We start from the raw sequence: 23,210 nt of genomic DNA on the forward strand, positions 1-23,210 counted from the left end.
CGCAATGGAACAAGTTAAAATCTTATTAGCCGAGGATGATGCGAATCTAGGCCTTTTGCTTAAAGAATATTTAATTGCTAAAAATTATAACACTACTCTTTGCGAAGATGGTGATAAAGCCTATGATGAGTTCTTAAAAAACCCTTACGATCTGTGCATTTTTGATATTATGATGCCTCATCGAGATGGTTTTACACTTGCAAAGGATATTCGCTTAATCAATAGTGAAATTCCAATTATCTTCCTTACCGCAAAATCGATGAAAGAAGATGTTTTGGAAGGATTTAAACTTGGTGCCGATGATTACATGACCAAACCATTTAGCATGGAAGAACTTTTGGTAAGAATTGAAGCCGTTTTGAGAAGAACCGCAGGAGTTAAGCCGGAAATTAATCAGGAAGAATTTAAATTGGGTCGTTATACTTTTGATGCTAAAAAGCAATATTTGGTTGATGGAGATGAGACCATTAAACTAACAACCAAAGAATCGGAACTTTTAAAGTTACTTTGCAACAATGTAAATAAGGTATTGGAACGCAACCTGGCTTTAAAAACCATTTGGTCTGACGATAATTATTTTAATGCACGTAGTATGGATGTATACATTACCAAACTTCGCAAACACTTGAAGGAAGAGCCAAGCATTGAAATTATAAACGTTCACGGTAAAGGTTATAAACTGATAATGTAATCCACTAGATATCAAAAAAGCTGCTTTAAAAAGCAGCTTTTTTTTTGATTATGAGAGGAAGAAACTACTCCTTTTGTTTCTTCATTTTCTTTCTTTTAATCTTTTTCACCTCCTTGGCATCCTTCTCCTCCACGGTAACCTCAACATCTACTTCTTTATCTCCATGTTTTTCAATCCAAACATTATCTTCGCATGAACTCTTTATTTTAATGATTTTCACGCCATCCTCATCAGTAATTTCAACGTCGTCGGAATCTTGAATGATGATAATTTTTTCTGCTTTTTTGCCATGAAATGGAAGTACATTCAATTTGTGTTTACCCCCATGAAGCATTTCAATATGGATGTCTTTCGAAATACAAGAATCACCTGAATGGAAAATAAAACTTCCATCCTCATCCGAAAACTTAAATTTTTTCATCATTTTTATTGCATCCCCATCAAAAGTAGAATCGATATTAAAAACAAAGCTCTCAATCATTTTGGAATGCTTTCCATGCTTTTTATCATCTCCTGAATAACAAACCATATGCTTTCTCATTAAAGAATCTGATACACCCTTTAATTCTATAATTTTCATGATCTCATCATGATCTTTATGCTCGTGGAAAATCGTATCGATGACAGTTTCCTTTCCGTCTTCAATCACTTTCACCTTTACATGCACCTCATGTTTTTCCTTTTTCTTATCCTTCTCTTGAGCGAAAGTAACTTGTGACACTAACAAAACGGCACAGCATAGGCTTAGTAAGAGTCTAAATCGTTTCATAACCATTGTATTTAAATTTGACTTGAATTATCTACTTTCAAAATTATCATACAACTGAAAAAAAGGCAGTTAAGCTTTAGCTAAAAAGAGTTAAGGAAAGGTTAAAATAGCGATCAGTAGTCAGCTTTCAGCTACTAGCCCCAAGCTATAAAACTTATTACGTTTAAAATTGTTATTATAAGCCTCTTTAGCGCTTGGAGTAAAAAAAAGCTGTCCGAAAAATCGAACAGCTTTGTATATCTTTTTAATGCTGACAGGATCTCCGAACGCTGTCAGATCACATTATTAGTCTAATTTAAGAACCGCAAGGAAAGCTTTCTGTGGCACTTCTACGTTACCCACCTGCTTCATACGCTTCTTCCCTTTTTTCTGCTTTTCCAAAAGTTTACGCTTACGTGTGATATCACCACCATAACATTTTGCGGTTACATCTTTACGAACAGCCTTAACGGTTTCACGAGAAATAATTTTAGCTCCAATTGCCCCTTGAATGGCAATATCAAACTGCTGTCGTGGGATCAATTCTTTTAGTTTCTCACACATTCTTCTACCAAATGCCTGTGCATTGTCGAAGTGAATTAAAGTAGAAAGTGCATCCACACCTTCTCCATTCAATAGAATATCCAGTTTTACCAATTTGGCAGGCTTGAATCCAATCTGGAAATAATCGAAAGAAGCATAACCTTTCGAAATACTCTTCAGCTTATCGTAGAAATCGAATACAATCTCACCCAATGGCATTTCGTAAGTTAACTCTACCCTGTCGCTGGTCAAGTATTGCTGATTGGTCATCACACCACGTTTGCTCATACAAAGTGTCATCAACGGACCAACAAACTCCGATTTAGAGATAATCTGAGCTCGAATAAATGGTTCCTCGATATAATCCAATGCATTTGGATCTGGCATATCCGATGGGTTGTGCATCTCGAACTCATCCCCTTTCTTGGTGTGTGCAATATACGATACGTTAGGAACCGTAGTAATTACATTCATGTCGAACTCTCGATCCAAACGCTCCTGTACAATTTCCATGTGTAATAGACCAAGGAATCCACAACGGAAACCAAAACCAAGTGCCAATGACGATTCCGGCTCAAAAGTCAAGGAAGCATCATTCAACTTTAATTTCTCCATTGCCGCACGCAAGTCTTCATAATCTTCCGAATCGATTGGGTAAACCCCGGCAAATACCATTGGTTTAACTTCCTCGAATCCTTCAATGGCCCCATCGCAAGGATTCGCTTTATGCGTAATGGTATCACCCACCTTTACCTCGGTTGAGGTTTTGATACCCGAAATGATATAACCTACATCACCCGTTTTCAAAACCTTTCTTGGTTCCTGAGTCAAACGTAGCACACCAATTTCATCAGCTTGATATTCCTTTTCGGTATTTACGAATTTTACCAAATCACCTTTGCTGATTTCACCATTCAAAATACGAATGTAGGTAATGATACCACGAAACGAGTTGAACTCCGAATCGAAAATCAAAGCTTGCAGAGGTGCTTTCGGATCACCCTCAGGAGCAGGAACACGGTCAACAATGGCTTCCAGGATTTCAGGAACCCCCTCACCGGTTTTTCCACTGGCTGCCAAAATCTCGCTCTCATCACATCCCAATAAATCTACAATCTGATCTTTCACATCCTCAGGATTCGCATTTGGTAAATCAATCTTATTCAAGATTGGAATAATCTCCAAATCATTTTCGATTGCCAAGTAAAGATTTGATATGGTTTGTGCCTGAATTCCCTGAGTAGCATCAACAATCAACAATGCTCCCTCGCAGGCAGCAATCGACCTTGATACCTCGTAAGAGAAGTCAACGTGACCTGGTGTATCAATCAGGTTTAAGGTATACTTTTCTCCATCGCGCATGTAATCCATTTGGATTGCATGACTCTTTATGGTAATCCCACGCTCGCGCTCCAAATCCATATCATCTAGTACCTGCGCCTGCTTTTGGCGGTCGGTAATGGTGTTGGTAACGTCTAACAAACGATCCGCCAAGGTAGATTTACCGTGGTCGATGTGGGCTATGATGCAAAAATTTCGAATGTTCTTCATACTGTCAATTACGAATTACGAATTAGAAATTACGAATTGTATATCACAAATTACGAAAGCTTTTTGGTTCTATTCGCAATTGGTAATTATAAATTCCTAATTGAATCCGCAAAGATATTCAAATCCTTGGAATTTTGGAATGTTAAAAGATTAATTCGTCCTAAAGAAATGGCCCATTGGTTTACCGAATATCCAATTCAAAACGTAAAAATGGTATTCCCGAACTCCAAGGAAGCATTTTTACACGTAGTTTTGCTTCATTGGTTTCCTATAATAGCATTTCGAAACGTAAAATTGCACAAACAACAAAACACTTATTCCAAATTAAAGTATTGAAATGGCCTCTTGGTTTTCCAGATACCCAATTTAAAACGTAAAAATGGCATTCCCGAACTCCAAGAAAGCATTTTTACAGGTCGATTTAGCTCCTTGGTTCTTTGGGTTACCCACTTAACGGGTAAACTCAGTATTCCAAACAAGCGTTATTTAATTATGGATTAATAAAACAAACACACTATACTTAGTTAATTTAAATTAATTCCAAATAAAACCCCTTTCCCTACCATCACAAGCCATATCAAACACACAATCACAAAGCACTGATTATCTGATCTTATTTTTTCCTTTTATATAATTGTGGAATAAATTCTTTATTCATAACTTCCATTGAGTTTAAATAATATTAATACTATATTTTAAATTTTAAAAGTATGTTTTACTCTATTAAGTTTCACAAGATGCATTTGGCAGAATATCTATTATTAGGCTCAAAAGCATCGAATATTTTGGGTAAATACGACGAAACTGAACTTCAGTTAGTCAAGCCAAAAACCAAAGTCACTGCTGCCTTAAACAAATTGGAAGATAACCTTAAAATTTCTCCAAGTAGTATGCGAACCAGCGAACTTGCAGCCAAGGATCTAAGAAGAGACAATGGATGGAAGTGTTTTATGTACCTGGTAATTTCACAGTCGTACAATGAGGATGCTACAATACGTACACATGCAGAGAAATTGGTAACTGTGGTTCGTTCTCCTGAAATGCGCATTTACGACATGGGTTACCAAGACCAAACCGTTAGCATGATTAACTTTTTCAATAAAGTTGATTCTAATGAAGAGCTTAAAGCAGCCATTACTGGCATTGGCGCCGATAATCATTATACGTTCCTTAAAACTTCTCAGCAAGATTTTATTGCCAAAGAAGAAGAAAAAAACAAGGAAGAGGCTGAAAAGCCAAATGCTGAAGGAGCAAAAGCTGCCAAAGAAGTTCGCAAGGCCATTGAATCTCTCGATCAGTTTTTATCGGTAATGAAGGATATGACCGAAAAAGTGGAATATGAAAATATTGCTGCGGAAATAAACGAAGTAATAAAAGACATTAACTCAAGAATTGCATCACGCGAAACCAGACGCGAAAACGCAAAAGAGGAAGAAGAAACTACACTTCAGGAATAGTTTTTTTTGTTTTAGGATTATTAAGATTGGAAAGGATGCCACGTGTTGGGGTCCTTTTTTCATATAACTCTCAACAAGTAAATAATCCCATTCACCATTGCATGAAATAAAACACAGTAAATAAATCCCCATTTCATGCGAATAAATCCTAATATTCCTCCTATAATTAATTGTGGAGAAACTAGCAAAGGAAATATAAGCACAATCCAAATAGATAATTCAGGAAATATAAAATTACGCAAATGAATAAATCCGAATACGAATATTGAAAGATAAAATAAATAAGAAAATCTCTTAAGAAAAATTCGATAAAACTTGATTAAATATTCTTGTCTCTTAAATATTAATAATGCAACACCAACCAATACACCAACCAAAACAATAGCGATTGTTTGTTCTCCATTCCTGAATAAATAGAGAACAAATGGTGAGGTTATTATGGAATAAGCAATTAGGTTTTTAAATCTAGGCTTGAGAAGTAATCTAAATAAGCATTCTTCAATTAAAGGTGCTACAATAACTACTTTCCAGAAGCTTAAATTATCATTATTTTTAAACGCATGTGTAATATTAAAAGCCTTTAATAGTAATCCTATAATTACTCCCAATGGAATTGTCAATAAAAAATAAACAAATAATAAGAGTAAAAAATACTTCCACTCAATTTTCTTATTATTAAAAGATTTAATTAAATTGATCATTAACACACTTCTAATTTTAAGTTTTGTTTTTATCGAATTCTGTTCTGCTAATTGTATTAAATAAAAGACTGCTGCAGATTAACTACAACAGTCTCAAATATTTTTTAGTTTTGAGCTCCATCGGCTATGGCAATTAAAATTTCGAGCCACCCTGGAAGAAGCGATTCTTCTTTTTTTTCTCCTCCTCCACTAGTTGGATATCCATCATAAGAAGTTCCAAAAGGTCTATCATTCATACCACCATCAATTTTCATTAATTCCTTTTCATTTAAATCTTTCATTTTCACAAAATTTTAAATTGTTAATAATTCATTTAATTTTGCGCAGGCTTTTAAGCTAAGTCCGATCAACAGCATGGTTCGCCAAAACACTTCTGTTTTTCGGGCTTTTTATTTTTACACCTACAACATGTGTATTTGTAATTGGCCAAATGTTAAATACAGCGTAAAGATAATTGCAAACAGTCCAATAAACTTGGACTTTACAATATTTTTTTCAAAAGACACTCAATTCAGGCATTTGCTTTTGCCACATTTGGTAATATTTGCCTTGGTTTTCGTACAATTCGCTATGCGAGTCTTCTTCCATTAGCTTGCCTTTTTCCAAAACAATAATTTTATCGGATTGTAGCACAGTACCCAAACGGTGAGCAATTAAAACAATGGTTTTTCCATGTTCTTTTAAACCTTTAATACAGTTTTGAACTTGTTCTTCCGAAATGGAATCTAATGAGGATGTAGCCTCATCCAGAATCAATACCTGAGGATCGCGATACAAGGCACGTGCAATTGCCAAACGTTGTTTTTGTCCACCCGAAAGAGAAGCTCCATTTTCGCCCAACCAGGTTTGGAATCCATTGGGCAACTCTTCTATAAAATCCAATATTCCGATCTGCTTGCAAATTTCCAGTATGCGTTCCATATTGGGTTGAAACTCGCCCACTGCAATATTTTCAATTACATTCCCTGCAAACAGATCTAAATTCTGAGGTACAATACCCACATAATTTCTCAAACTTTCGTTCGAAGCATATTTGATATTCACATTCCCGATGTAGATGTTTCCATCGTTTAAAGGATATAATTTTTGCACCAAAGCTGCAATGGTGGTTTTTCCTGAACCACTCTCCCCTATGATGGCTGTAATTTTTCCCTGCGGAATTTTCATGTTGAATTTCTCGAAAACATCAACACGTGTACCGTAACTAAAGGATACCTCCTGAAAAATTAGATCTCCTTTATGTTGTTTATCCAGTTCGATCATGTTTTCCTCCTCTTCACGTTCCAAATCCATAATCTCAAACAAACGATCTGCGGCAATCAATGCATTTTGCACCGATTTATTCATGCCTATTAAAGAGGCAACAGGTCCTGTGAAATATCCTATTATGGCATAAAAGGACATTAACTCACCCGGAGTTATGGTCTGATCGATTACCAAATATCCACCAAACCATAGTAGAACAATGGTAAATATTCGGCTCAAAAACTCAGAAGAATTCCCCGAGAAAATGGCATTCAATCCCGACTTGTACCCAGTTTGCAATAGATTAATAAAGCGGGTTTCCGTTTTAAGATTGGCAAAATCTTCCAGGCTTAACTGCTTAATGGTTTTTACAGAGTTGAGCGATTCCACCAGTTGTGTTTCCAATTCGGCCGCTTGCTCCATTACCTTACGTTCCTGTTTTTTATTTAGTCTGTTGGTAATAAAATACACCAAAGCATACAAAGGAATAATTAAAGCCATTGCCAAAGCCAATTTCCAAGAATAAATAAACATCAAGGCAAAAGAGAAGAACACAATAAACACATTTACGATTAGGCTAATGGCAGTATCATTTATAAATGCTCGAATTTTTACTGCATCGTTAATCCTTGAAATGATCTCACCTATACGCATGGTATCGAAAAAACGTTGTGGCAATTTCAGCAGGTGTTTGTAATAGCCCAAAATTAAGCGGGAATCTATCAACTGTCCCGTTTTTAAAACCATTACCGTTTTCGATGTTCCTATGAATATTTGAAAGATGATTAAAACCACCATACCAATACTCAACAAGTTGAGAAGGTTTTTATTGCCATCAACAAGCACAAAGTCGGTTAATTTTTGTATGTAAATGGAGGTTGACAAACCCAATACGGTATAAACAATTGCTCCAAACAAAGCCTGAAACAAAATGCTCTTATGGGGTTTTAGCAGAAAGAAAAAACGAGAAATATTCGAAACTTTTTCATCTTTCTTCACAAAGCTTTCATTGGGTACCATCAGTATCAATACTCCGGTCCACTCTTTCTCAAATTCAGCGACACTTTTCTTGTGAATCTGCCCGTCACCCGGGTCCATTACCTCCACATACTTGTCAGTAACCTTATAAATTACCACATAATGCTGTAATACTTCTTTTACCACCACATGAGCTATGGCAGGCAAGGGAATTTTAGATAAGCTATCCAGTCCACCCCGTACTCCTTTAGCCGTAAAACCGAGTTTTTCAGCAGCTTTAATCAAACCCAAAGCATTGGTACCTTTCTTATCGGTACCCGCCATTTGCCTGATTCGTGAGATTGGTAGTTTTAATTTAAAATGTGCCGAAATGGAAGCCAGGCAGGCAGCTCCACAATCGGTAATATCGTGTTGTTTTATTTTTATACTCATTGGTTGATTTTAAGATCTTGATTTAAGGTTGAAACGAATACCAATTGACTTTCTAATTTTTTAAGCGGGGATTTAACCAATCGTCTACCTTATCATACAGCAATTGGAATAGGGTTCGCTCTGTTACATTAAATCGAGCTGTTAAACTCATGCCTTTCTTTAAATTCCCCTCATATCCATTTTTTAGAAGTAATTTGTTTTGATCCAAACTACATCTTACCTTAAAAAATACATTGTTCTCGCTTTGAAAAATATCAGGAGAGATCTCCAATACTTTTCCACTTGCCAAACCCCATTGATTGTAATTAAATGCATCCAACTGAAAGTTTACATTCATATTTTTGTGGATATAACCTATGTCTGATGGAGACAAGTAACATTCAACCAACAATTCACTTCTGGGAGATATTTGTGCAATACTTTGTCCGGGAGCAATAAAATTTCCTTTTTGAATTCCTTTAAAATGAGTAATGACTCCTGTTATGGGAGCGGTTATTACATAGTTGATTTTCTCCTTTGTATTTAGAGCAATCCGAGATTTCAATTCTATACTTTCATGTTTCAGATCACGTAAGGAACTTAGCCACTTTAAAGTTTTCTGTTTGATATACAATTGCTTATTCTGAAGAGATTGTTGCCATGTATATTCTATTTTTTCAAATTCAACTTTGGCTACAACTTCCTTATCAAACAACTTTTTATTAATACGATAATCTTTTGCTTTATGCTTTATTTCAGCATCCAATTCTATCAGTTTCTGATTGTACTCTGCCAATTCGTTTTGATAGAGAAAAGTTTTTAAAATTTTCGATTTTCCATTTAAAAGACATTTTAAATCTTCCTGATACTGCTGGTTCAATTCCAATCTTTGCTTTATTGAAGCAATATCCTGATCTACTTTTTCTTCATTTAAAATCAAAAGTGTATCGCCCTTATTTACTATTAAATTCTCATGTAACCTATTTTCTGCCACCTGTCCATAAATAGCAGATACAACATTATTATTCTCTTCAAAGCTCCGTATGGTGCCTCTTCCTTGTTGGGTAATATTAACTTTTACTACAGGTAATATTGCTACTATTGATAGTAATAGAAGCAATACAAGCAAGTATATGATCTTTACATTCGAATTGAATTTTGCAAAATGCGATTCGGTAGTTTGAGCTATAATTTCTTTGGGAAAAATTTTCTTCATTCAATCTGGATTTCTTCTTAAAAATCTGAAGAAATTGATTGAACAATTCCCTCAGATTATTGATTTTTCAGTTCAAAGTTAAGCGGAAACAGTCCAATAAACTTGGACTCTGACCAAAAGTTCCTCCAGAAATTTCTTTTAATTCTTCATTTTTACGAATCACTTTCAGAGGTTGCTGCACCTCAAGTTCATAATCGCCAAAATATTCATAAGATGATTTTGACTTATTGAACCTAACCTTTACACCTAAATCTTTTAATTCATCAAAATGATTAAACACCTGACTACGGGATACTCCCAATTTAGATGCCAATTGTCTTGCGTTTCCTGTCTCTCCTTTTTTCAGCAATCGATCTAGCAGCATCAATCGCTCCACCACGTTTAAAATCTTTACCATTTAATTTGATTTAATAGTTAGTATTAATCAGCTTTAGTTGTAAGTAATTGGCAATAGATTTTTCTAATCACTACTAGTTTGTTCCTAAAGAGAAAAAAAAGTAACCCCAAAAAATGTTAAAAAATGTAAAGAGTTTGTGAATGCGTTATTTCAGTTTGTGAACACGTAATTCCAGTTGGTATTTACGTATCATTTCTTCGAAAAACATTTGGTAACTTAAAAACATCTTACTTTTAATTGATTTCTACACACAAAATATTGGGAAACACAATAAAACTCATTATGCATCAGAAAAAAGTAGGGTAAAAATCAAAAATATCGGTTCAGAAGTAAATGAGCTCAGAAAATTAAACTTTAGAATTATAAATTTTACAAAACTAGTTTGAGCGAATAATTGTTCACTCCTATATTTAAGAATCATTATTTGCGATTTCTAATCCCGAAAAAAATCGGGAACATATGGAAACTAAAAAAATATCAAAATGAAAAAACTATCATTTATATTATTAACTGGATTGGCAATGTCGCTTTTTTCTTGTGACAATCATGATGATGTTGAAGAAATTAAGCCTGAAGAACAAGTTGTATTGAACAACGATATCGAAACGGTAATCACTACGGAAGAAGCATCGGAAAGCGTAATGGAAGTTGCTGATTATGAAGTAGACCTTTTCTCTTTCATGGAAAGTGAATATACTGAACCTACAACGAGTACGAAACAAGGATCCTACAATTACTATGGTAATTTTGCAAGAGAATGGCAGCGTTACAAAGGTGAAAAAATGCCAGAGATTTCTATTGAATTTGCAGAAGATGGAAGATTCCCTATGACAATTACAATTGAATATGATTCAATTGAACTGTATAATAATGACAAAATTATTGATGGTGTTATTAAGATTGTAATGACAGCAGCTCCTTGGACTAGTGGTGCAGTTCGCGAAATTACAATGGATTTGGTAATAGATTCGGTTGAAATTAATGGAACCAAACGAATTGAGTTTACTGGTGAAAGAGGAGTTACCAAAAAATGGGAAATCACTAGTGACATTACTTTTACTTATCCTGATGGAACTGAATTAAGCCGAGTAGCTGAACGAACCAGAGAGTGGATTTCAGGTTTAGATACCAAGTGGGATTTAACTGACGATAAAATTCAAATTACAGGGAAGGTAACTTGCGTTGATACAGAACAAAATGAATATACCAAGCAAATTGATGAAGAAAACCCTTTAATTAGAATCGGAACATGTAGACTAATTGTTCAAGGAACAGTTATATACTCACAAAATGGAGTAGAGTTTGCCAAATTCGATTATGGTGATGGTGAATGTGACAATGTAGCAACATATACCTACACAACTCCTGAAGGAGAAGAAGTAACTGAAACCGTTGAAATTGGTAAGCACAAAAGAAACAAAATGAAAGGTGACAACTAAAAAATAATAAGGTTAAAAATGCTGAAGGGTGCAGGAAAGTATTTGATTGCCCTGCACCCTAAATTCACACAAAACCATTATTTTTACCTAAATCAATCCTCTAGCCTTGACACAAGAAGAATTTAAAATCTTATTTGACAAGCACTTCGATAGCATTCGAAACTATATTTACTTTCGTTCGGGTGATGAAGAGTTAGCTACTGACATAGCTCAGGAAAGCTTTATGAAAGTGTGGGAGAAAAATTTACCCTACGAAGAAAAACCCAATAAATCATTATTGTATAAAATTGCCAGCGATATTTTTATCAGCAAATACCGAAGAGACAAAGTCGCTCAGAAATATTTGGCAAAATTGGAGCCATCAGTCGATAAAAATTCGCCAGAAGAACAAATGCAATACGAGGAGTTAAAAAATAAATATGAGTTGGCCCTAAGCAGTTTATCAGAAAAGCAAAGAACAGTATTTCTGATGAGTCGTAACGAAGGACTAAAATACCAGGAAATAGCAGATAGACTGGAACTCAGCGTTAAAGCTGTGGAAAAAAGAATGACACATGCATTGTTGTATTTAAGAAATGCTTTAGGAAAATAATGAAAGAAAATAATCAAAATATTACTCCTGGTTCGGAAATGGATTTCATCAATTCGCTTCCGAAAATTGATGTGACCTACTCAAAGTCAAAAGAAGAGGTTTGGAAAGAACTTTCGGCAATGACCATGGTTCAAAAGCCAAAAGCTAAAGTCATATCGCTTTCGTGGATGAAGTACGCAGCTGCTGCTTGTATCCTTTTATTGATAGGATTTGCCGGATTTACCTACTTCTATACCAGTTCCATTTATTGTCCAAAAGGAAAGCACATGTGTGTTACTTTGCCCGATAATTCGAAGGTAGAGTTGAACGCAAACTCAAGCATTAGCTATAAACCATACATGTGGAACTTTACCCGAAAAGTAAAATTCCAAGGTGAAGCATTTTTCGATATCACCAAAGGAAGTAAGTTCGAAATAGAATCGCAGTATGGTAAAACTTTCATTCTGGGAACAAGTTTTAATATCTATGCCAGAGGAAATGACTACAAAGTGACTTGCTATACCGGAAAAGTTAAAGTTGTTTCAACCATTACTTCTGACAAAATTCTACTTTTACCCAATGATCATGCTTACCTAAATAAAAATGGAAAGCTAGAGGTATTTAAGGACGAAAAGGCAAAGGATAAAGTTTCATGGCGTAACCATTTCTTTTTATTCAACGCAACACCTTTAAAGGATGTTTTTAAAGAAATAGAGTTACAATATGACATTCACATTGTAGAAAAAGGTAAATTTAATAAACCTTATACGGGGAATTTTGGGAAAGAAATGACTGTTGATCAAGTATTGTACAATGTATGCAAATCAAGCGGACTTAATTTTGTTAAAGGACCTCGCAAAAATTATATTATAACCTCAAAGAGTCAATAAGTGAAAAAATATATCGCCCTTATATTTTTTTTCGGATTAGTAATTACAACTTCACTAGCTCAAAAAGTAGAAATTAAAGCCACCAATAAAGCTTTAAATGACATTTTAATTGAGCTAAAAGATAGATACAATTACCAGTTCTCTTATGATACAGACTTATTAGCAAGTTATAATATTAGTATCGATAAAAGCTTTTCCAATAAAGAAAGTGCAATAATGTTTTTGCTGAGGAAGTTTCCTTTAAGCTACGAGATATCAAATAATGTGTACATCATATATCCCGAGGAGAAAATTCTTGAATACAGAATTATTGGGCAAATTCTTGATAAAGAAAACCTCGAACCTCTTCCCTTTTCACATATCACCATTAACGATCATCCCATGGCTACCGACGAGCTTGGGAATTTTTCGTTTACATCAAGTACCGATAGTACTTTTAGAATATTAGCTTCACATTTGGGATATTTCATTCACGATACCCTTGTAGCTTGCGATAAAACTCACAAGTTACTATTGACAGCGGCAAGTACCGACTTAGAAGAAATTACCGTTACCGACAAAATTGTACAAACCTTTATCAAGGAAAGTAACCAGGCAGGTAACTTAAAATTAAACCACAAAATTGCAGGATTTTTACCTACCAACAACGACAACTCTGTATTTGAACTCTTACGCTTACAACCTGGTATTCTTGCTGCTGGAGAACAAAAGGATTTTCTGATTATTTGGGGCTCTTACGAAGGAGAAAGTCAAGTTCTTTTCGATGATATTACCCTGTGGGGATTAAAAAACTATTTTGAGGATATTGGTGCTGTAAACCCTTTGGTAGTTAAAAACATCGAAGTACTAAAAGGTGGTTTCGATGCCAGATATGGTGATCGAGTTGGTGGTATTGTGCACATTACAGGAAAAGATGGCAACAAAGTAAAACCAAGCCTAAACCTGGCTTTAAATAACATCACGACAAGTGGATCTTACGAACAACCAATTGGTAAAAAATCATCGCTCTTGTTTGCATTTCGTCATACCTATTACACATTATTTAAAGATGATCAAATTAAATATGCAACTTCAAATGTGAATACCGATAAACTAAATGGTACTATTCCAGAGTATGTAGATTTGGATGTAACTCCAAATTATCGGTTCAGAGATGCAAACCTTAAATTTTCAACCAAATGGAACAATGGAGATCAATTAAACATCAGCTTAATGGCTGGTGAAGACAGATATTCCTACGATATTTCCAGTGAATTATTATCCACTTCTCGAAAGCATGATTTTGAAGGAAGTTACCAAAATGGGGGCTCATTAAAATACAGCAAAGTATGGAAAAAAGGCAATTCGAGCTCTCTATCCATTTCCAGGTCAGAACTTGATCGAAACACAACAGAACAAACCGTTATTGAGCGAATTAAATTTAACGAGATGAATATTCGAAGAGATGACAGATCGTATAACAACATTCGCGAGTACAGCACAAAATTCCAAAATCGATTTATTCTAAACGAAGATCAAATTATTGAAGCTGGTTTGCAGTATACTAACAATACTGTAGACCTAAAAGAAGATTCGCTTGGGATAAACATTCTAAATTTGAATTCGAAACTTGATAAAGTTGGTGGATATTTTCAAAACATCCTTAATGTAAGCAATGGGGTAACAATAAAAGCTGGATTTCAAGTAAATTATCCAATTAATTTGGAAAAACTGTACTGGGAACCAAGAATATCCATGAGCGTTAAGATTACCGATGAATTATCGTTTAATGGAGCTTGGGGACTTTACAAGCAGTTTATTTCTAAAAGTTCGGTATTAAGTAAATCAGGTAAATATAGATACATTTGGGTTGGTGCCGACGAAGAAACAGTACCGGTTTTAGAATCCGTTCACAATGTTATTGGTGGTTCATATCATAAAAATGGTTTTACTTTTAGTGTTGAAGCCTACCACAAAAGAACAGATGGACATACACGATATTACCGTTGGAGGAATGAAGGAAACATTTCTTTGGGTAAAAGTAAAAGCATTGGACTCGATTTCTTTGCGAAAAAAGACTTCGGTGAGCATACTTTTTGGGTTTCCTATTCCTTAAGCAAAACATCCGAAAACTTTGATTATTTTAGAGAAGAAGGAGTATATTTAAGAGCCTTACATGATCAGAGACATGAAATTAAAACTGCAGGTTTACTGGCTTTAAAACCATTCTATCTATCGGCAAACTATATTTATGGTTCTGGATTTCCAATCTATTCAGGCTATAACAACATCAACTCAGAGCCGGACTACCAAAGACTGGATGCTTCTTTAATTTATAAGTTCTCTCACAAAAAAATCAAATCCGAAGTCGGCATTCTTTTGCACAATGTTATGAATAAACAAAACTTGACCTACGAATCATTCGAAAGAGTTCCATTGAGTCAAATTAATAGCATTAGTGTATACACAGAATCAGTTCCATCGTCGATTCGACTCTATTTTAAAATTACCATCTAAAACAAAAATACCGGGTTAGATTCATATCTAACCCGGCAATCACAACTAAATATTAAAACATAATCAAAAAGATGGTCAAGATAAGTAACAAGAAGAATCTAAGTGTTCTGATAAAACATTGAATGTTTCTTAAAAAAGTATAATCACACCTAACTTACTTTTAAACTACTAATTCTAACGGATTGGGTTATTTGTTATACAAACAAGCCAAAAAGAAATCAATTTTTCATCGTTCTACCGTCCCGACTTAGCTTCTTCATGTTGGTTAATAGTCAGATCCTCAAAAGCACAAGGGGGATAGTGCTTCTAACTCACTGTCTGAAGTAATTGTGTTAACAATTACAAATGGTTTCAAAGTACTTTATCTCCGGAAACTTCTTCGAAACAACTCTTGAGTGTTTCAATTCTTTTCCCGTAAACAGGAGCCAAGGCAACACTATAAGCATTATCCATTTTTAAGCTCAAATCGCGTTTAAAATGTTCCAGCTCTTCAACGCTTAATGAATCTTTAATTGATTCAACCAAGCCTTTTAGATCAACCAAATCAGTAAATTTTTGAATAATGAAACCTTTAATTTCATTAACCTGATTTTGATTCATTTTTTTTGAATCCTGATCAACTCCTATGCACTCAAGAGCTTGATTTAATCCTCTAACTGTTTCAAGTTTATCGGATTTTATTAATTTTGATAACAGATTTGTTGTATTCATGTTCCGTTCCAAGATTGTTTTTACTCTTTCATTCTCTTGATTTGACATTTCAAAAGTACGCTCGATGGCTAGTTTTTGAAAATCGTTTTTCAATACAATCTACGAAGTTCAAACAAAATGAAAGTTAAAAAATGTACTGTTTACCAAATAGTTAACTCATATATCTTTTACAATGCCTAAACAACAAATAGACCCTCTGTTTCAATTAATTAAATCGATTTCGAAATCTGAGAAACGAAATTTCAAACTGTATGCAAACAGAATTAGTAGCGATAAAGAGACTAAATTCTTGCAGCTTTTTGATGTTTTGGATAAAATGGATGAGTACAACGAGACCATTATCCTAAAAAAAGCAAAAGACATAAAGCAATCGCAACTGCCAAATTTAAAGGCTCACTTGTACAAACAATTGCTTACCAGCTTAAGACTAACGCAGATTAACCACGATATCAGTATTAGTATTCGTGAACAGATCGATCATGCCAAGGTTTTATACAATAAAGGTCTTTATCAGCAAAGCTTAAGAATTCTTGATAAAACCAAAGCTTTGGCTCGTAAAAACAAGAAAAACATCCTGGTTTATGAGATCATCCAGTTCGAGAAGCTGATAGAATCGCAATATGTTACCAAAAGTATAGAAAACAGAGCTGAAGAAATTACAAGAGAAGCAACCGAAATCAGTAAAATGATGGATGGTGTGGTGTATTTTTCAAACATGTCCATCCGATTGTACGGATTGTACCTGAAAGTAGGCTATGTGCGAAATGAAAAAGACCTTTTAATGGTGAAAGAGTTTTTCAACACCAATTTGATCCCACATGATGTTGAAAACCTGAGTTTCTTCGAAAAATTATACCTATTCCAATCCTATGTATGGTATTATTTGATCATTCAAGATTTTTTGATGTGCTACAAGTATGCAAAAAAATGGGTTGACTTGTTCCTTCTAAATCCTGAGATGATTAACATTCATATGGATTTGTATCTAAAAGGCTTAAATAATGTATTAGTAGCTCTTTTTTATACCAATCATGTAAGCAATTTTAAGAAACATTTGCGATTGCTAAGAAAACTGGAAAAAGAAGATCAATTTAAACACAATTCCAACTTGAACATTTTACTGCACATGTTTTTATTTGTGCACAGAATCAATCGCCACTTTATGGAAGGAACCTTTGATAAAGGTTTGCATCTGGTTCCAAAAATTGAGAGTTTTCTGGAACAAAACAAAGTGGGCATGGATAATCACAGAGCACTGATCTTCTACTATAAAATAGCCTGTTTATACTTTGGAAATGGACAGTATCGCGAGGCCATTAAATATTTGAATCGAATTTCGGATGTAAAAGACACTTCACTACGAGGAGATATTCATTGCTTTGGAAGAATTCTGAACCTAATCAGTCATTACGAATTGGAAAACACTGAATTGCTAGAGTATCAAATTCGTTCGACCTATCGTTTTTTAGCTAAAATGGATGACTTACAAGAAGTTCAAAAATACATTCTTCGATTCTTGCGAAGACTAAGTTCAATTAGTCCAGATCAATTAAAAGATGAACTAAAAAAATCGAGAAGAGATCTTAAAAAATGGGTCAATGATCCTTATGAAAAAAGAGCATTCTTGTATTTGGATTTAATATCGTGGCTGGATGCAAAAATTGAAAATCGCCCAGTGCAGGATGTGATTATGGAGAAAATAAATAAAAATAGAAAATAAGGGGATTCATAGAATCCCCCTTTTCATTTATTGTACAATTTGTGGACTCAAATACTTCATTGGGTCTACATATTCTCCATCTTTTTTAAACTCAAAATGCAAATGAGGTCCGGTAGAAATTCCTGAGCTCCCCACAGTTCCAATTTTATCTCCTTTTTTCACTTTCTCACCCTCTTTCACCGAATAAGAAGCCATTTGTGAATACAGACTGGAAATTCCATCGGCATGATCGATAATAATGAAACGTCCATAACCTTTGCCTTTCGTAAATTTTGAATTGACTTTTTTCACAACTCCATCTGCAACCGCATAAATTGGAGTTCCCATTGGAGCTGCAACATCAACTCCTCTGTGAAACTTCTCCTTTTTAAGAATAGGATGCATTCGTTTCCCATATACTGAAGTAATTTTTACATTCTTTCCTGCTTCAATAGGAAATTTATAAGCAGGCTTTGTCACACTAAGGTGAGTTGATTTTTCCATATTTATGTCTTTAAATCCAAAACAAAGAATGGAAAGACAGATCACTGGAATTACAGCAAGTAATTTTAAATTCGATAAATATGAGCTTTTTATTTGTTTGATCATTTTAATTCTCTTTAAAGTTAATGATGAATTGAATGCACTGGTTAGAGCCAAATTCATGCGCCCTTCGATATTTTGTACCAATGCGTTCTGATATTCGATTCTATCAGTCCCCGAGTTAATGCAAGCTCTGTCTGCTAAATATTCGTGCATTTCTATTAACGAATGCTGAATAAAATAAATGAAAGGATTAAACCACATCAGTACTTTTGCAATCTCAACAAATATTAAATCCATTGTATGAAATTGCCTAACATGCACAGATTCGTGCAGAAGAATGTGTTTTTGATCAGATTCACTTGTAAGTCGAGGATTCAGAAAAACATATCTAAAGAAAGAATAAGGCGAAGTATTTTCCTGAACAGATACAATTTTTAAATTTTGCTTTATTTCAATTTCATTGGCAGAAATCGTTTTTAGTATTCCGATTAAATGTTTGCTTATTCGAAAAAATGAAAACACAACTCCCAAAAGATAAATCAGAAATAAAACTGATATTGATTCAATCTGAAAAGATTCCTTCACTACTTTCATTCCCCCCGCCAAATCGGTTGTGAACTCATAAACCGGATCCAATGCAAATTGATTTACAATTGCAGTTGGTTCCTGAATGGTTGTGAAAGAAAAAATGGGAATTAGCAAAGAAATGAGAACGGAAAAAAGTAGATAGATACGATTACGCATCACAAAAGTATCTCTTGCCAAAAAAACTTTGTACAAAAGATAAAAAGCAGCCATGCATACCGAGCTTTCAAATAAGTATTGTAAAAACTCACTCATTATCCTTCTTATTTTTTATTTGTTCTTCAATTAATGATTTCATTTCTTCTAATTGCGAAAGCGATAAATCTTGCTCTTTAGCAAAGAATGAAGTAAATCCTCCAACCGAATCGTTGAAAAAGCTTTTAATCATTCCTTTCATAAAGTCACGAGTATACACTTTCTTACTAACTAAAGGGTAATATTGATTCACCTTTCCAAAAGTTTCAAAACCTATAAAACCTTTTTTCACCAATACTCTAACCACTGTTGATATAGTAGTATATGCTGGTCTTGGTTGTGGAAACTCCTCAATAATATCCTTTAAGAAAGCTTTTTCAAGCTTCCATAGGTATTGCATTATCTGTTCTTCTGCCTTAGTTAATTCTTTCATGATGCTAATATATGACTATTTTTATAGTCGTACAACTATTTAGATAGTCATAAAGTCATTTTTTTACGTTTTTTAACTATCTGAACATTTTAATTCCTAAACCATTTCAAATCAAACAATAAAAAAAAGCGGCCAAGGCCGCTTTTGTAATATATCGATTGTTGTAATTTCTTACATCATACCTGGCATGCCGCCACCCATTCCTGGGGCTCCCATAGCTGGAGCTTCTTCTGGCTCATCGATCAATACACACTCAGTAGTCAAGAACATTCCTGCGATTGAAGCAGCATTTTCAAGAGCTACACGAGATACTTTAGCTGGATCGATAACACCTGCTTCGTACAAGTTTTGGTACTCATCCTGACGAGCATTGTAACCAAAATCTTTCTCACCTGCTTTTACTTTATCAACAACAACAGCACCTTCGCCACCTGCATTCGCTACAATCTGACGCAATGGCTCTTCAATTGCACGTTTTACAATCTCAATACCAGTTGTTTCATCATCGTTATCGCCTTTCAATCCTTCCAAAGCTTCAGTAGCACGAATATAAGCTACACCACCACCAGGAACAATTCCTTCTTCAACAGCAGCGCGAGTTGCTGATAATGCATCATCAACACGGTCTTTCTTCTCTTTCATTTCAACTTCAGAAGCAGCACCTACGTATAGTACAGCAACACCACCAGCTAATTTAGCCAATCTTTCCTGAAGTTTTTCTTTATCGTAATCAGAAGTAGAGTTCTCAATTAAAGTTTTGATATTTGCCACGCGAGCATCAATAGCAGCCTTATCGCCAATACCGTTTACGATAGTAGTATTTTCCTTATCGATAGTGATTTTTTCAGCCTGACCAAGCATTTCTATGGTAGCTTGTTCCAACTTCATTCCTTTCTCTTCAGAAATTACCATTCCACCAGTTAAGATAGCGATATCTTCCAACATCTCTTTTCTTCTATCACCGAAACCTGGAGCTTTAACAGCAGCAACTTTCAATGAACCTCTCAAACGGTTTACCACCAAAGTAGCCAATGCTTCACCTTCTACATCTTCTGCAATAATCATCAACGGACGACCTGATTGAGCAGCTGGTTCCAAAACTGGCATCAACTCTTTCATTGTAGAAACTTTCTTGTCGTACAACAATACGTATGGATTCTCAAGATCAGCTTCCATTTTATCCCCATCAGTAATGAAGTAAGGAGAAATGTAACCTCTGTCGAACTGCATACCTTCAACCACTTTAACGTGAGTTTCAGTACCCTTTGCTTCTTCAACTGTAATTACACCTTCTTTTTTCACTTTCTCCATTGCTTCCGCGATAAGAGAACCGATCATTTCGTCGTTGTTAGCAGAAATTTTAGCAACCTGCTTAATTTTATCAAAGTTATCACCAACTTCTTGAGCTTGATCTTTAATGTTAGCAACTACAGCAGCTACAGCCTTATCGATACCACGCTTTAGATCCATTGGGTTTGCACCAGCAGTAACGTTTTTCAAACCAACATTTACAATTGATTGAGCCAATACAGTTGCAGTAGTTGTACCATCACCAGCATCATCACCAGTTTTTGATGCAACTTCCTTCACCATTTGAGCACCCATGTTAGCTGCAGGATCAGCCAATTCAATTTCTTTAGCAACACTAACACCATCTTTGGTGATGTGCGGTGCACCAAATTTACGATCGATAACTACATTTCTACCTTTTGGTCCTAATGTTACTTTTACTGCGTTTGCCAACTCGTCAACACCTTTTTTTAGTAGGTCGCGAGCTTCAATATTGAATTTAATTTCTTTAGCCATTTCTTTAAATTTTGAAAATTCTTTTTTGATTCAGATTATACGAAATATAAAACATCAGATTGTGACATTAACAGGTAATCTTCACCGTCAATATTCAATTCTGTTCCTGAATATTTTCCATAGAAAACTGTATCACCAGCTTTAATCTCCATTGGTTCATCAGTCTTATCAGTTCCAGTTAAAACCACTTTACCTCTTAATGGTTTTTCTTTTGCTGAATCTGGAATGATAATACCACTAACAGTAGTTTCTTCTGCTGCCAAAGGCTCAACCAAAATCTTTCCCGCAAGGATTTTACCTTTTAATTCTGCCATTTTTCAAAATATTTAAGATTATTATTTTAAAGTTTTATGGATTCTTTTCTTTCACAATCTGTGCCAAATCAATTTCATTGTCAATATTTCCGAATTGATTTAAAAGAATTTTAGGAATCGCAAATTCAAACAATAAATATACTGAATTGCAATTACATATAGGCATAAAAAAATGTCAGCATGTATGACATACTGACATTTCTATATTTTAAGAAAATTTCTTTCTTTTATTTTGTTGTATCCTGTTCAGTTGCTGTAGCATCTGTTGGGAATGCTGGCATTTCAGGAGTAGTTTCAGTCTCGTTCAATTGTTGCTCAATTTGAGACTTGTCTTCACGAATTTCTTCGCGAGGAATAGTAACTGCAGCTACAAGACAAAGGAATAAAAGACCTCCTGCAAGAGTCCAAGTAGCTTTTTCAAGAAAATCGGTAGTTTTCTTAACTCCCATAATTTGGTTCGAAGATGAAAAGTTAGATGCTAATCCACCTCCTTTTGAGTTTTGTACTAATACAATTAAGATTAGAAGTACACAAACAATCAAAATCAATACTGAAACAAAGGTATACATACTTATTTATTTACTATTTTTTAATTTTTCTATTTTCTCAATCTGACTCGCAAAGTAAACGTTTTTTTCGGGATTTTTCAACTCTAATTTACGATAAACAGCAATTGCTTTATCAAACAACCTCTGTTTCACATATATAGATGCTAAAGTTTCGCTCATAAAACTGTCATTTTCACGCACACTGTCGACAGAAATATCCTCTTGTTTATCAGCTACTTTAATATTTCGCTGAATTGATGGCTCATTTTGGATGAAATTATCAATAAGATCAAGATTTTTCTTCTTGGGTTTTGCTGGTTTTTCTGGCTCCGATTTTGATGTTTCTTCACTCTTATCAACAACCTCCATCCAATCGGTAAAACTATGATTCTTATCTTTTAACTTCTCTTCTTCCTGTTCTTCGTTCTCCTTTAAAGTGTATAAATTGCCACCATAGCCGATATGGTACACTTCGGTTGCTGCCCCCAATAAATCTGAATCTGATTTTTCTTTTGCTTTCTCTTCTTCAGGTTTAGATTCAACTTCTATCAAATCAATTCCCGGCTCATTCAACTCAAGAATCTCATCATTTGTAAGATGATCAGTATCCGTAAGAATATCCTTCTCTTCGTTTTCAACGATACTTACTTCAGCAGATAGTTCAAAAAGTTCTTCAATTACAGGTTCTTCTACAATGGTATCTGCAGCAAAATCTTGCTGATTTATGCTTTCAGTTTCCAGATTTGTTTCTGCATCTTTAGCTTTTTCAACTGAAACTGTTTTTTCAAATGGAACCAATTTCAACCTGTCATTTAAAAGCAAGTAAAGTTGCCTTCTATCGGATATGTAGAGGGATGAATTTCTTAATTCTTCCTTAAATCGAATACTCTGACTATCATTTAGCTTTTTAAGCAGTAACAAATGAGCCACTTCAAAAAAAGGATATTTTTCCACCAGATACTTTAATTCTCTGTGGCTGTTTTTATCCATTGCTTTTGAATCTTTAACCCAATCTTGTATTCTGCTTTGTTCCATAATC

21 protein-coding genes are annotated in these 23,210 nt (G+C 34.6%); 7 read left to right on the forward strand and 14 right to left on the reverse strand.

What is annotated here, in order from left to right; genetic code table 11:
* Window positions 1–4: 4 nt before the first annotated feature.
* Entirely contained in the window at window positions 5–691 is a 687-nt protein-coding gene (rprY, locus tag ACKPCA_RS13200; protein WP_054718930.1) for a response regulator transcription factor RprY, read from the forward strand.
* A 64-nt stretch (window positions 692–755) separates the two neighbouring features.
* On the opposite strand, the gene ACKPCA_RS13205 is transcribed toward rprY, so the two are convergent.
* Window positions 756–1,460, reverse strand: coding sequence for a hypothetical protein (locus ACKPCA_RS13205; RefSeq protein WP_321279498.1), 705 nt, complete (start codon window positions 1,458–1,460; stop codon window positions 756–758).
* Between the two features lie 285 nt (window positions 1,461–1,745).
* Complete coding sequence (gene lepA / locus ACKPCA_RS13210; RefSeq protein ID WP_321279499.1) at window positions 1,746–3,533, reverse strand: translation elongation factor 4; 1,788 nt, start codon at window positions 3,531–3,533, stop codon at window positions 1,746–1,748.
* Between the two features lie 710 nt (window positions 3,534–4,243).
* On the opposite strand from lepA, the gene ACKPCA_RS13215 reads away from it, so the two are divergent.
* Window positions 4,244–4,990 carry a DUF6261 family protein gene (locus ACKPCA_RS13215; protein ID WP_321279500.1) on the forward strand — a complete coding sequence of 249 codons (747 nt, stop codon included), beginning with the start codon at window positions 4,244–4,246 and terminating at the stop codon, window positions 4,988–4,990.
* Window positions 4,991–5,049: 59 nt separating this feature from the next.
* On the opposite strand, the gene ACKPCA_RS13220 is transcribed toward ACKPCA_RS13215, so the two are convergent.
* The 5 genes from ACKPCA_RS13220 to ACKPCA_RS13240 all read right to left on the reverse strand — a co-directional run bounded on the left by ACKPCA_RS13220 (window position 5,050) and on the right by ACKPCA_RS13240 (window position 9,938).
* The gene (locus tag ACKPCA_RS13220; protein ID WP_321279501.1) at window positions 5,050–5,691 is read right to left on the reverse strand and encodes a CPBP family glutamic-type intramembrane protease; all 642 of its coding nucleotides are present in this window, start codon (window positions 5,689–5,691) and stop codon (window positions 5,050–5,052) included.
* 104 nt (window positions 5,692–5,795) lie between these two features.
* Window positions 5,796–5,972 (reverse strand): hypothetical protein, encoded by a 177-nt coding sequence (locus ACKPCA_RS13225; RefSeq protein WP_321279502.1) that lies wholly within the window; start codon window positions 5,970–5,972, stop codon window positions 5,796–5,798.
* A 214-nt stretch (window positions 5,973–6,186) separates the two neighbouring features.
* Window positions 6,187–8,346 carry a peptidase domain-containing ABC transporter gene (locus ACKPCA_RS13230; protein WP_321279503.1) on the reverse strand — a complete coding sequence of 720 codons (2,160 nt, stop codon included), beginning with the start codon at window positions 8,344–8,346 and terminating at the stop codon, window positions 6,187–6,189.
* Between the two features lie 52 nt (window positions 8,347–8,398).
* Window positions 8,399–9,541, reverse strand: coding sequence for an HlyD family secretion protein (locus ACKPCA_RS13235; protein WP_321279504.1), 1,143 nt, complete (start codon window positions 9,539–9,541; stop codon window positions 8,399–8,401).
* A 67-nt stretch (window positions 9,542–9,608) separates the two neighbouring features.
* Complete coding sequence (locus ACKPCA_RS13240) at window positions 9,609–9,938, reverse strand: HTH domain-containing protein (protein ID WP_321279505.1); 330 nt, start codon at window positions 9,936–9,938, stop codon at window positions 9,609–9,611.
* Between the two features lie 482 nt (window positions 9,939–10,420).
* On the opposite strand from ACKPCA_RS13240, the gene ACKPCA_RS13245 reads away from it, so the two are divergent.
* The 4 genes from ACKPCA_RS13245 (at window position 10,421) to ACKPCA_RS13260 (ending at window position 15,334) form a co-directional block, all read left to right on the forward strand.
* Window positions 10,421–11,377 carry a cupredoxin domain-containing protein gene (locus tag ACKPCA_RS13245; RefSeq protein WP_321279506.1) on the forward strand — a complete coding sequence of 319 codons (957 nt, stop codon included), beginning with the start codon at window positions 10,421–10,423 and terminating at the stop codon, window positions 11,375–11,377.
* 106 nt (window positions 11,378–11,483) lie between these two features.
* Entirely contained in the window at window positions 11,484–11,969 is a 486-nt protein-coding gene (locus tag ACKPCA_RS13250; protein ID WP_321279507.1) for an RNA polymerase sigma factor, read from the forward strand.
* Window positions 11,969–12,838: a FecR family protein gene (locus ACKPCA_RS13255; RefSeq protein ID WP_321279508.1), complete on the forward strand. Its 870-nt coding sequence runs from the start codon at window positions 11,969–11,971 to the stop codon at window positions 12,836–12,838. Before ACKPCA_RS13250 ends, ACKPCA_RS13255 begins: the two co-directional genes overlap by 1 nt.
* On the forward strand, window positions 12,839–15,334 hold the full coding sequence (locus ACKPCA_RS13260) for a TonB-dependent receptor (RefSeq protein ID WP_321279509.1): 2,496 nt from the start codon (window positions 12,839–12,841) through the stop codon (window positions 15,332–15,334).
* A gap of 351 nt (window positions 15,335–15,685) precedes the next feature.
* Here ACKPCA_RS13260 and ACKPCA_RS13265 read toward each other — a convergent pair whose 3' ends face one another.
* Entirely contained in the window at window positions 15,686–16,138 is a 453-nt protein-coding gene (locus ACKPCA_RS13265; RefSeq protein ID WP_054718950.1) for a hypothetical protein, read from the reverse strand.
* Window positions 16,139–16,217: 79 nt separating this feature from the next.
* Here ACKPCA_RS13265 and ACKPCA_RS13270 point away from each other — a divergent pair, with 79 nt between their 5' ends.
* Window positions 16,218–17,765, forward strand: coding sequence for a hypothetical protein (locus ACKPCA_RS13270; protein WP_054718953.1), 1,548 nt, complete (start codon window positions 16,218–16,220; stop codon window positions 17,763–17,765).
* 27 nt (window positions 17,766–17,792) lie between these two features.
* On the opposite strand, the gene ACKPCA_RS13275 is transcribed toward ACKPCA_RS13270, so the two are convergent.
* From ACKPCA_RS13275 to ACKPCA_RS13300, 6 genes are all read right to left on the reverse strand, one after another.
* Window positions 17,793–19,130, reverse strand: a complete 1,338-nt coding sequence (locus ACKPCA_RS13275; protein WP_321279510.1) for a M23/M56 family metallopeptidase — start codon at window positions 19,128–19,130, stop codon at window positions 17,793–17,795.
* Window positions 19,123–19,503: a BlaI/MecI/CopY family transcriptional regulator gene (locus ACKPCA_RS13280; protein ID WP_054718960.1), complete on the reverse strand. Its 381-nt coding sequence runs from the start codon at window positions 19,501–19,503 to the stop codon at window positions 19,123–19,125. Before ACKPCA_RS13280 ends, ACKPCA_RS13275 begins: the two co-directional genes overlap by 8 nt.
* A 171-nt stretch (window positions 19,504–19,674) precedes the next feature.
* Window positions 19,675–21,309: a chaperonin GroEL gene (gene groL / locus ACKPCA_RS13285; protein WP_321279511.1), complete on the reverse strand. Its 1,635-nt coding sequence runs from the start codon at window positions 21,307–21,309 to the stop codon at window positions 19,675–19,677.
* A 35-nt stretch (window positions 21,310–21,344) separates the two neighbouring features.
* Complete coding sequence (locus ACKPCA_RS13290) at window positions 21,345–21,623, reverse strand: co-chaperone GroES (protein ID WP_054718969.1); 279 nt, start codon at window positions 21,621–21,623, stop codon at window positions 21,345–21,347.
* Between the two features lie 227 nt (window positions 21,624–21,850).
* Window positions 21,851–22,192, reverse strand: coding sequence for a preprotein translocase subunit SecG (secG, locus tag ACKPCA_RS13295; protein ID WP_054718971.1), 342 nt, complete (start codon window positions 22,190–22,192; stop codon window positions 21,851–21,853).
* A 6-nt stretch (window positions 22,193–22,198) separates the two neighbouring features.
* Complete coding sequence (locus ACKPCA_RS13300) at window positions 22,199–23,206, reverse strand: hypothetical protein (protein ID WP_321279512.1); 1,008 nt, start codon at window positions 23,204–23,206, stop codon at window positions 22,199–22,201.
* Between the last annotated feature and the right edge of the window lie 4 nt (window positions 23,207–23,210).

It is taken from the genome of Marinifilum fragile, from assembly GCF_963677365.1.
Lineage (GTDB): Bacteria > Bacteroidota > Bacteroidia > Bacteroidales > Marinifilaceae > Marinifilum > Marinifilum fragile.

Bases quoted from the DNA above. Each gene is read 5' to 3' on its own strand.
- ACKPCA_RS13255 (WP_321279508.1), top strand. From the start codon at position 11,969: ATGAAAGAAAATAATCAAAATATTACTCCTGGTTCGGAAATGGATTTC.
- ACKPCA_RS13280 (WP_054718960.1), bottom strand. From the start codon at position 19,503: ATGAAAGAATTAACTAAGGCAGAAGAACAGATAATGCAATACCTATGG.
- ACKPCA_RS13215 (WP_321279500.1), top strand. From the start codon at position 4,244: ATGTTTTACTCTATTAAGTTTCACAAGATGCATTTGGCAGAATATCTA.
- ACKPCA_RS13225 (WP_321279502.1), bottom strand. From the start codon at position 5,972: ATGAAAGATTTAAATGAAAAGGAATTAATGAAAATTGATGGTGGTATG.
- ACKPCA_RS13205 (WP_321279498.1), bottom strand. From the start codon at position 1,460: ATGAAACGATTTAGACTCTTACTAAGCCTATGCTGTGCCGTTTTGTTA.
- ACKPCA_RS13290 (WP_054718969.1), bottom strand. From the start codon at position 21,623: ATGGCAGAATTAAAAGGTAAAATCCTTGCGGGAAAGATTTTGGTTGAG.
- ACKPCA_RS13245 (WP_321279506.1), top strand. From the start codon at position 10,421: ATGAAAAAACTATCATTTATATTATTAACTGGATTGGCAATGTCGCTT.
- ACKPCA_RS13230 (WP_321279503.1), bottom strand. From the start codon at position 8,346: ATGAGTATAAAAATAAAACAACACGATATTACCGATTGTGGAGCTGCC.
- rprY (WP_054718930.1), top strand. From the start codon at position 5: ATGGAACAAGTTAAAATCTTATTAGCCGAGGATGATGCGAATCTAGGC.
- ACKPCA_RS13235 (WP_321279504.1), bottom strand. From the start codon at position 9,541: ATGAAGAAAATTTTTCCCAAAGAAATTATAGCTCAAACTACCGAATCG.
- lepA (WP_321279499.1), bottom strand. From the start codon at position 3,533: ATGAAGAACATTCGAAATTTTTGCATCATAGCCCACATCGACCACGGT.
- groL (WP_321279511.1), bottom strand. From the start codon at position 21,309: ATGGCTAAAGAAATTAAATTCAATATTGAAGCTCGCGACCTACTAAAA.
- ACKPCA_RS13270 (WP_054718953.1), top strand. From the start codon at position 16,218: ATGCCTAAACAACAAATAGACCCTCTGTTTCAATTAATTAAATCGATT.
- ACKPCA_RS13275 (WP_321279510.1), bottom strand. From the start codon at position 19,130: ATGAGTGAGTTTTTACAATACTTATTTGAAAGCTCGGTATGCATGGCT.
- ACKPCA_RS13300 (WP_321279512.1), bottom strand. From the start codon at position 23,206: ATGGAACAAAGCAGAATACAAGATTGGGTTAAAGATTCAAAAGCAATG.
- ACKPCA_RS13220 (WP_321279501.1), bottom strand. From the start codon at position 5,691: ATGATCAATTTAATTAAATCTTTTAATAATAAGAAAATTGAGTGGAAG.
- ACKPCA_RS13240 (WP_321279505.1), bottom strand. From the start codon at position 9,938: ATGGTAAAGATTTTAAACGTGGTGGAGCGATTGATGCTGCTAGATCGA.
- secG (WP_054718971.1), bottom strand. From the start codon at position 22,192: ATGTATACCTTTGTTTCAGTATTGATTTTGATTGTTTGTGTACTTCTA.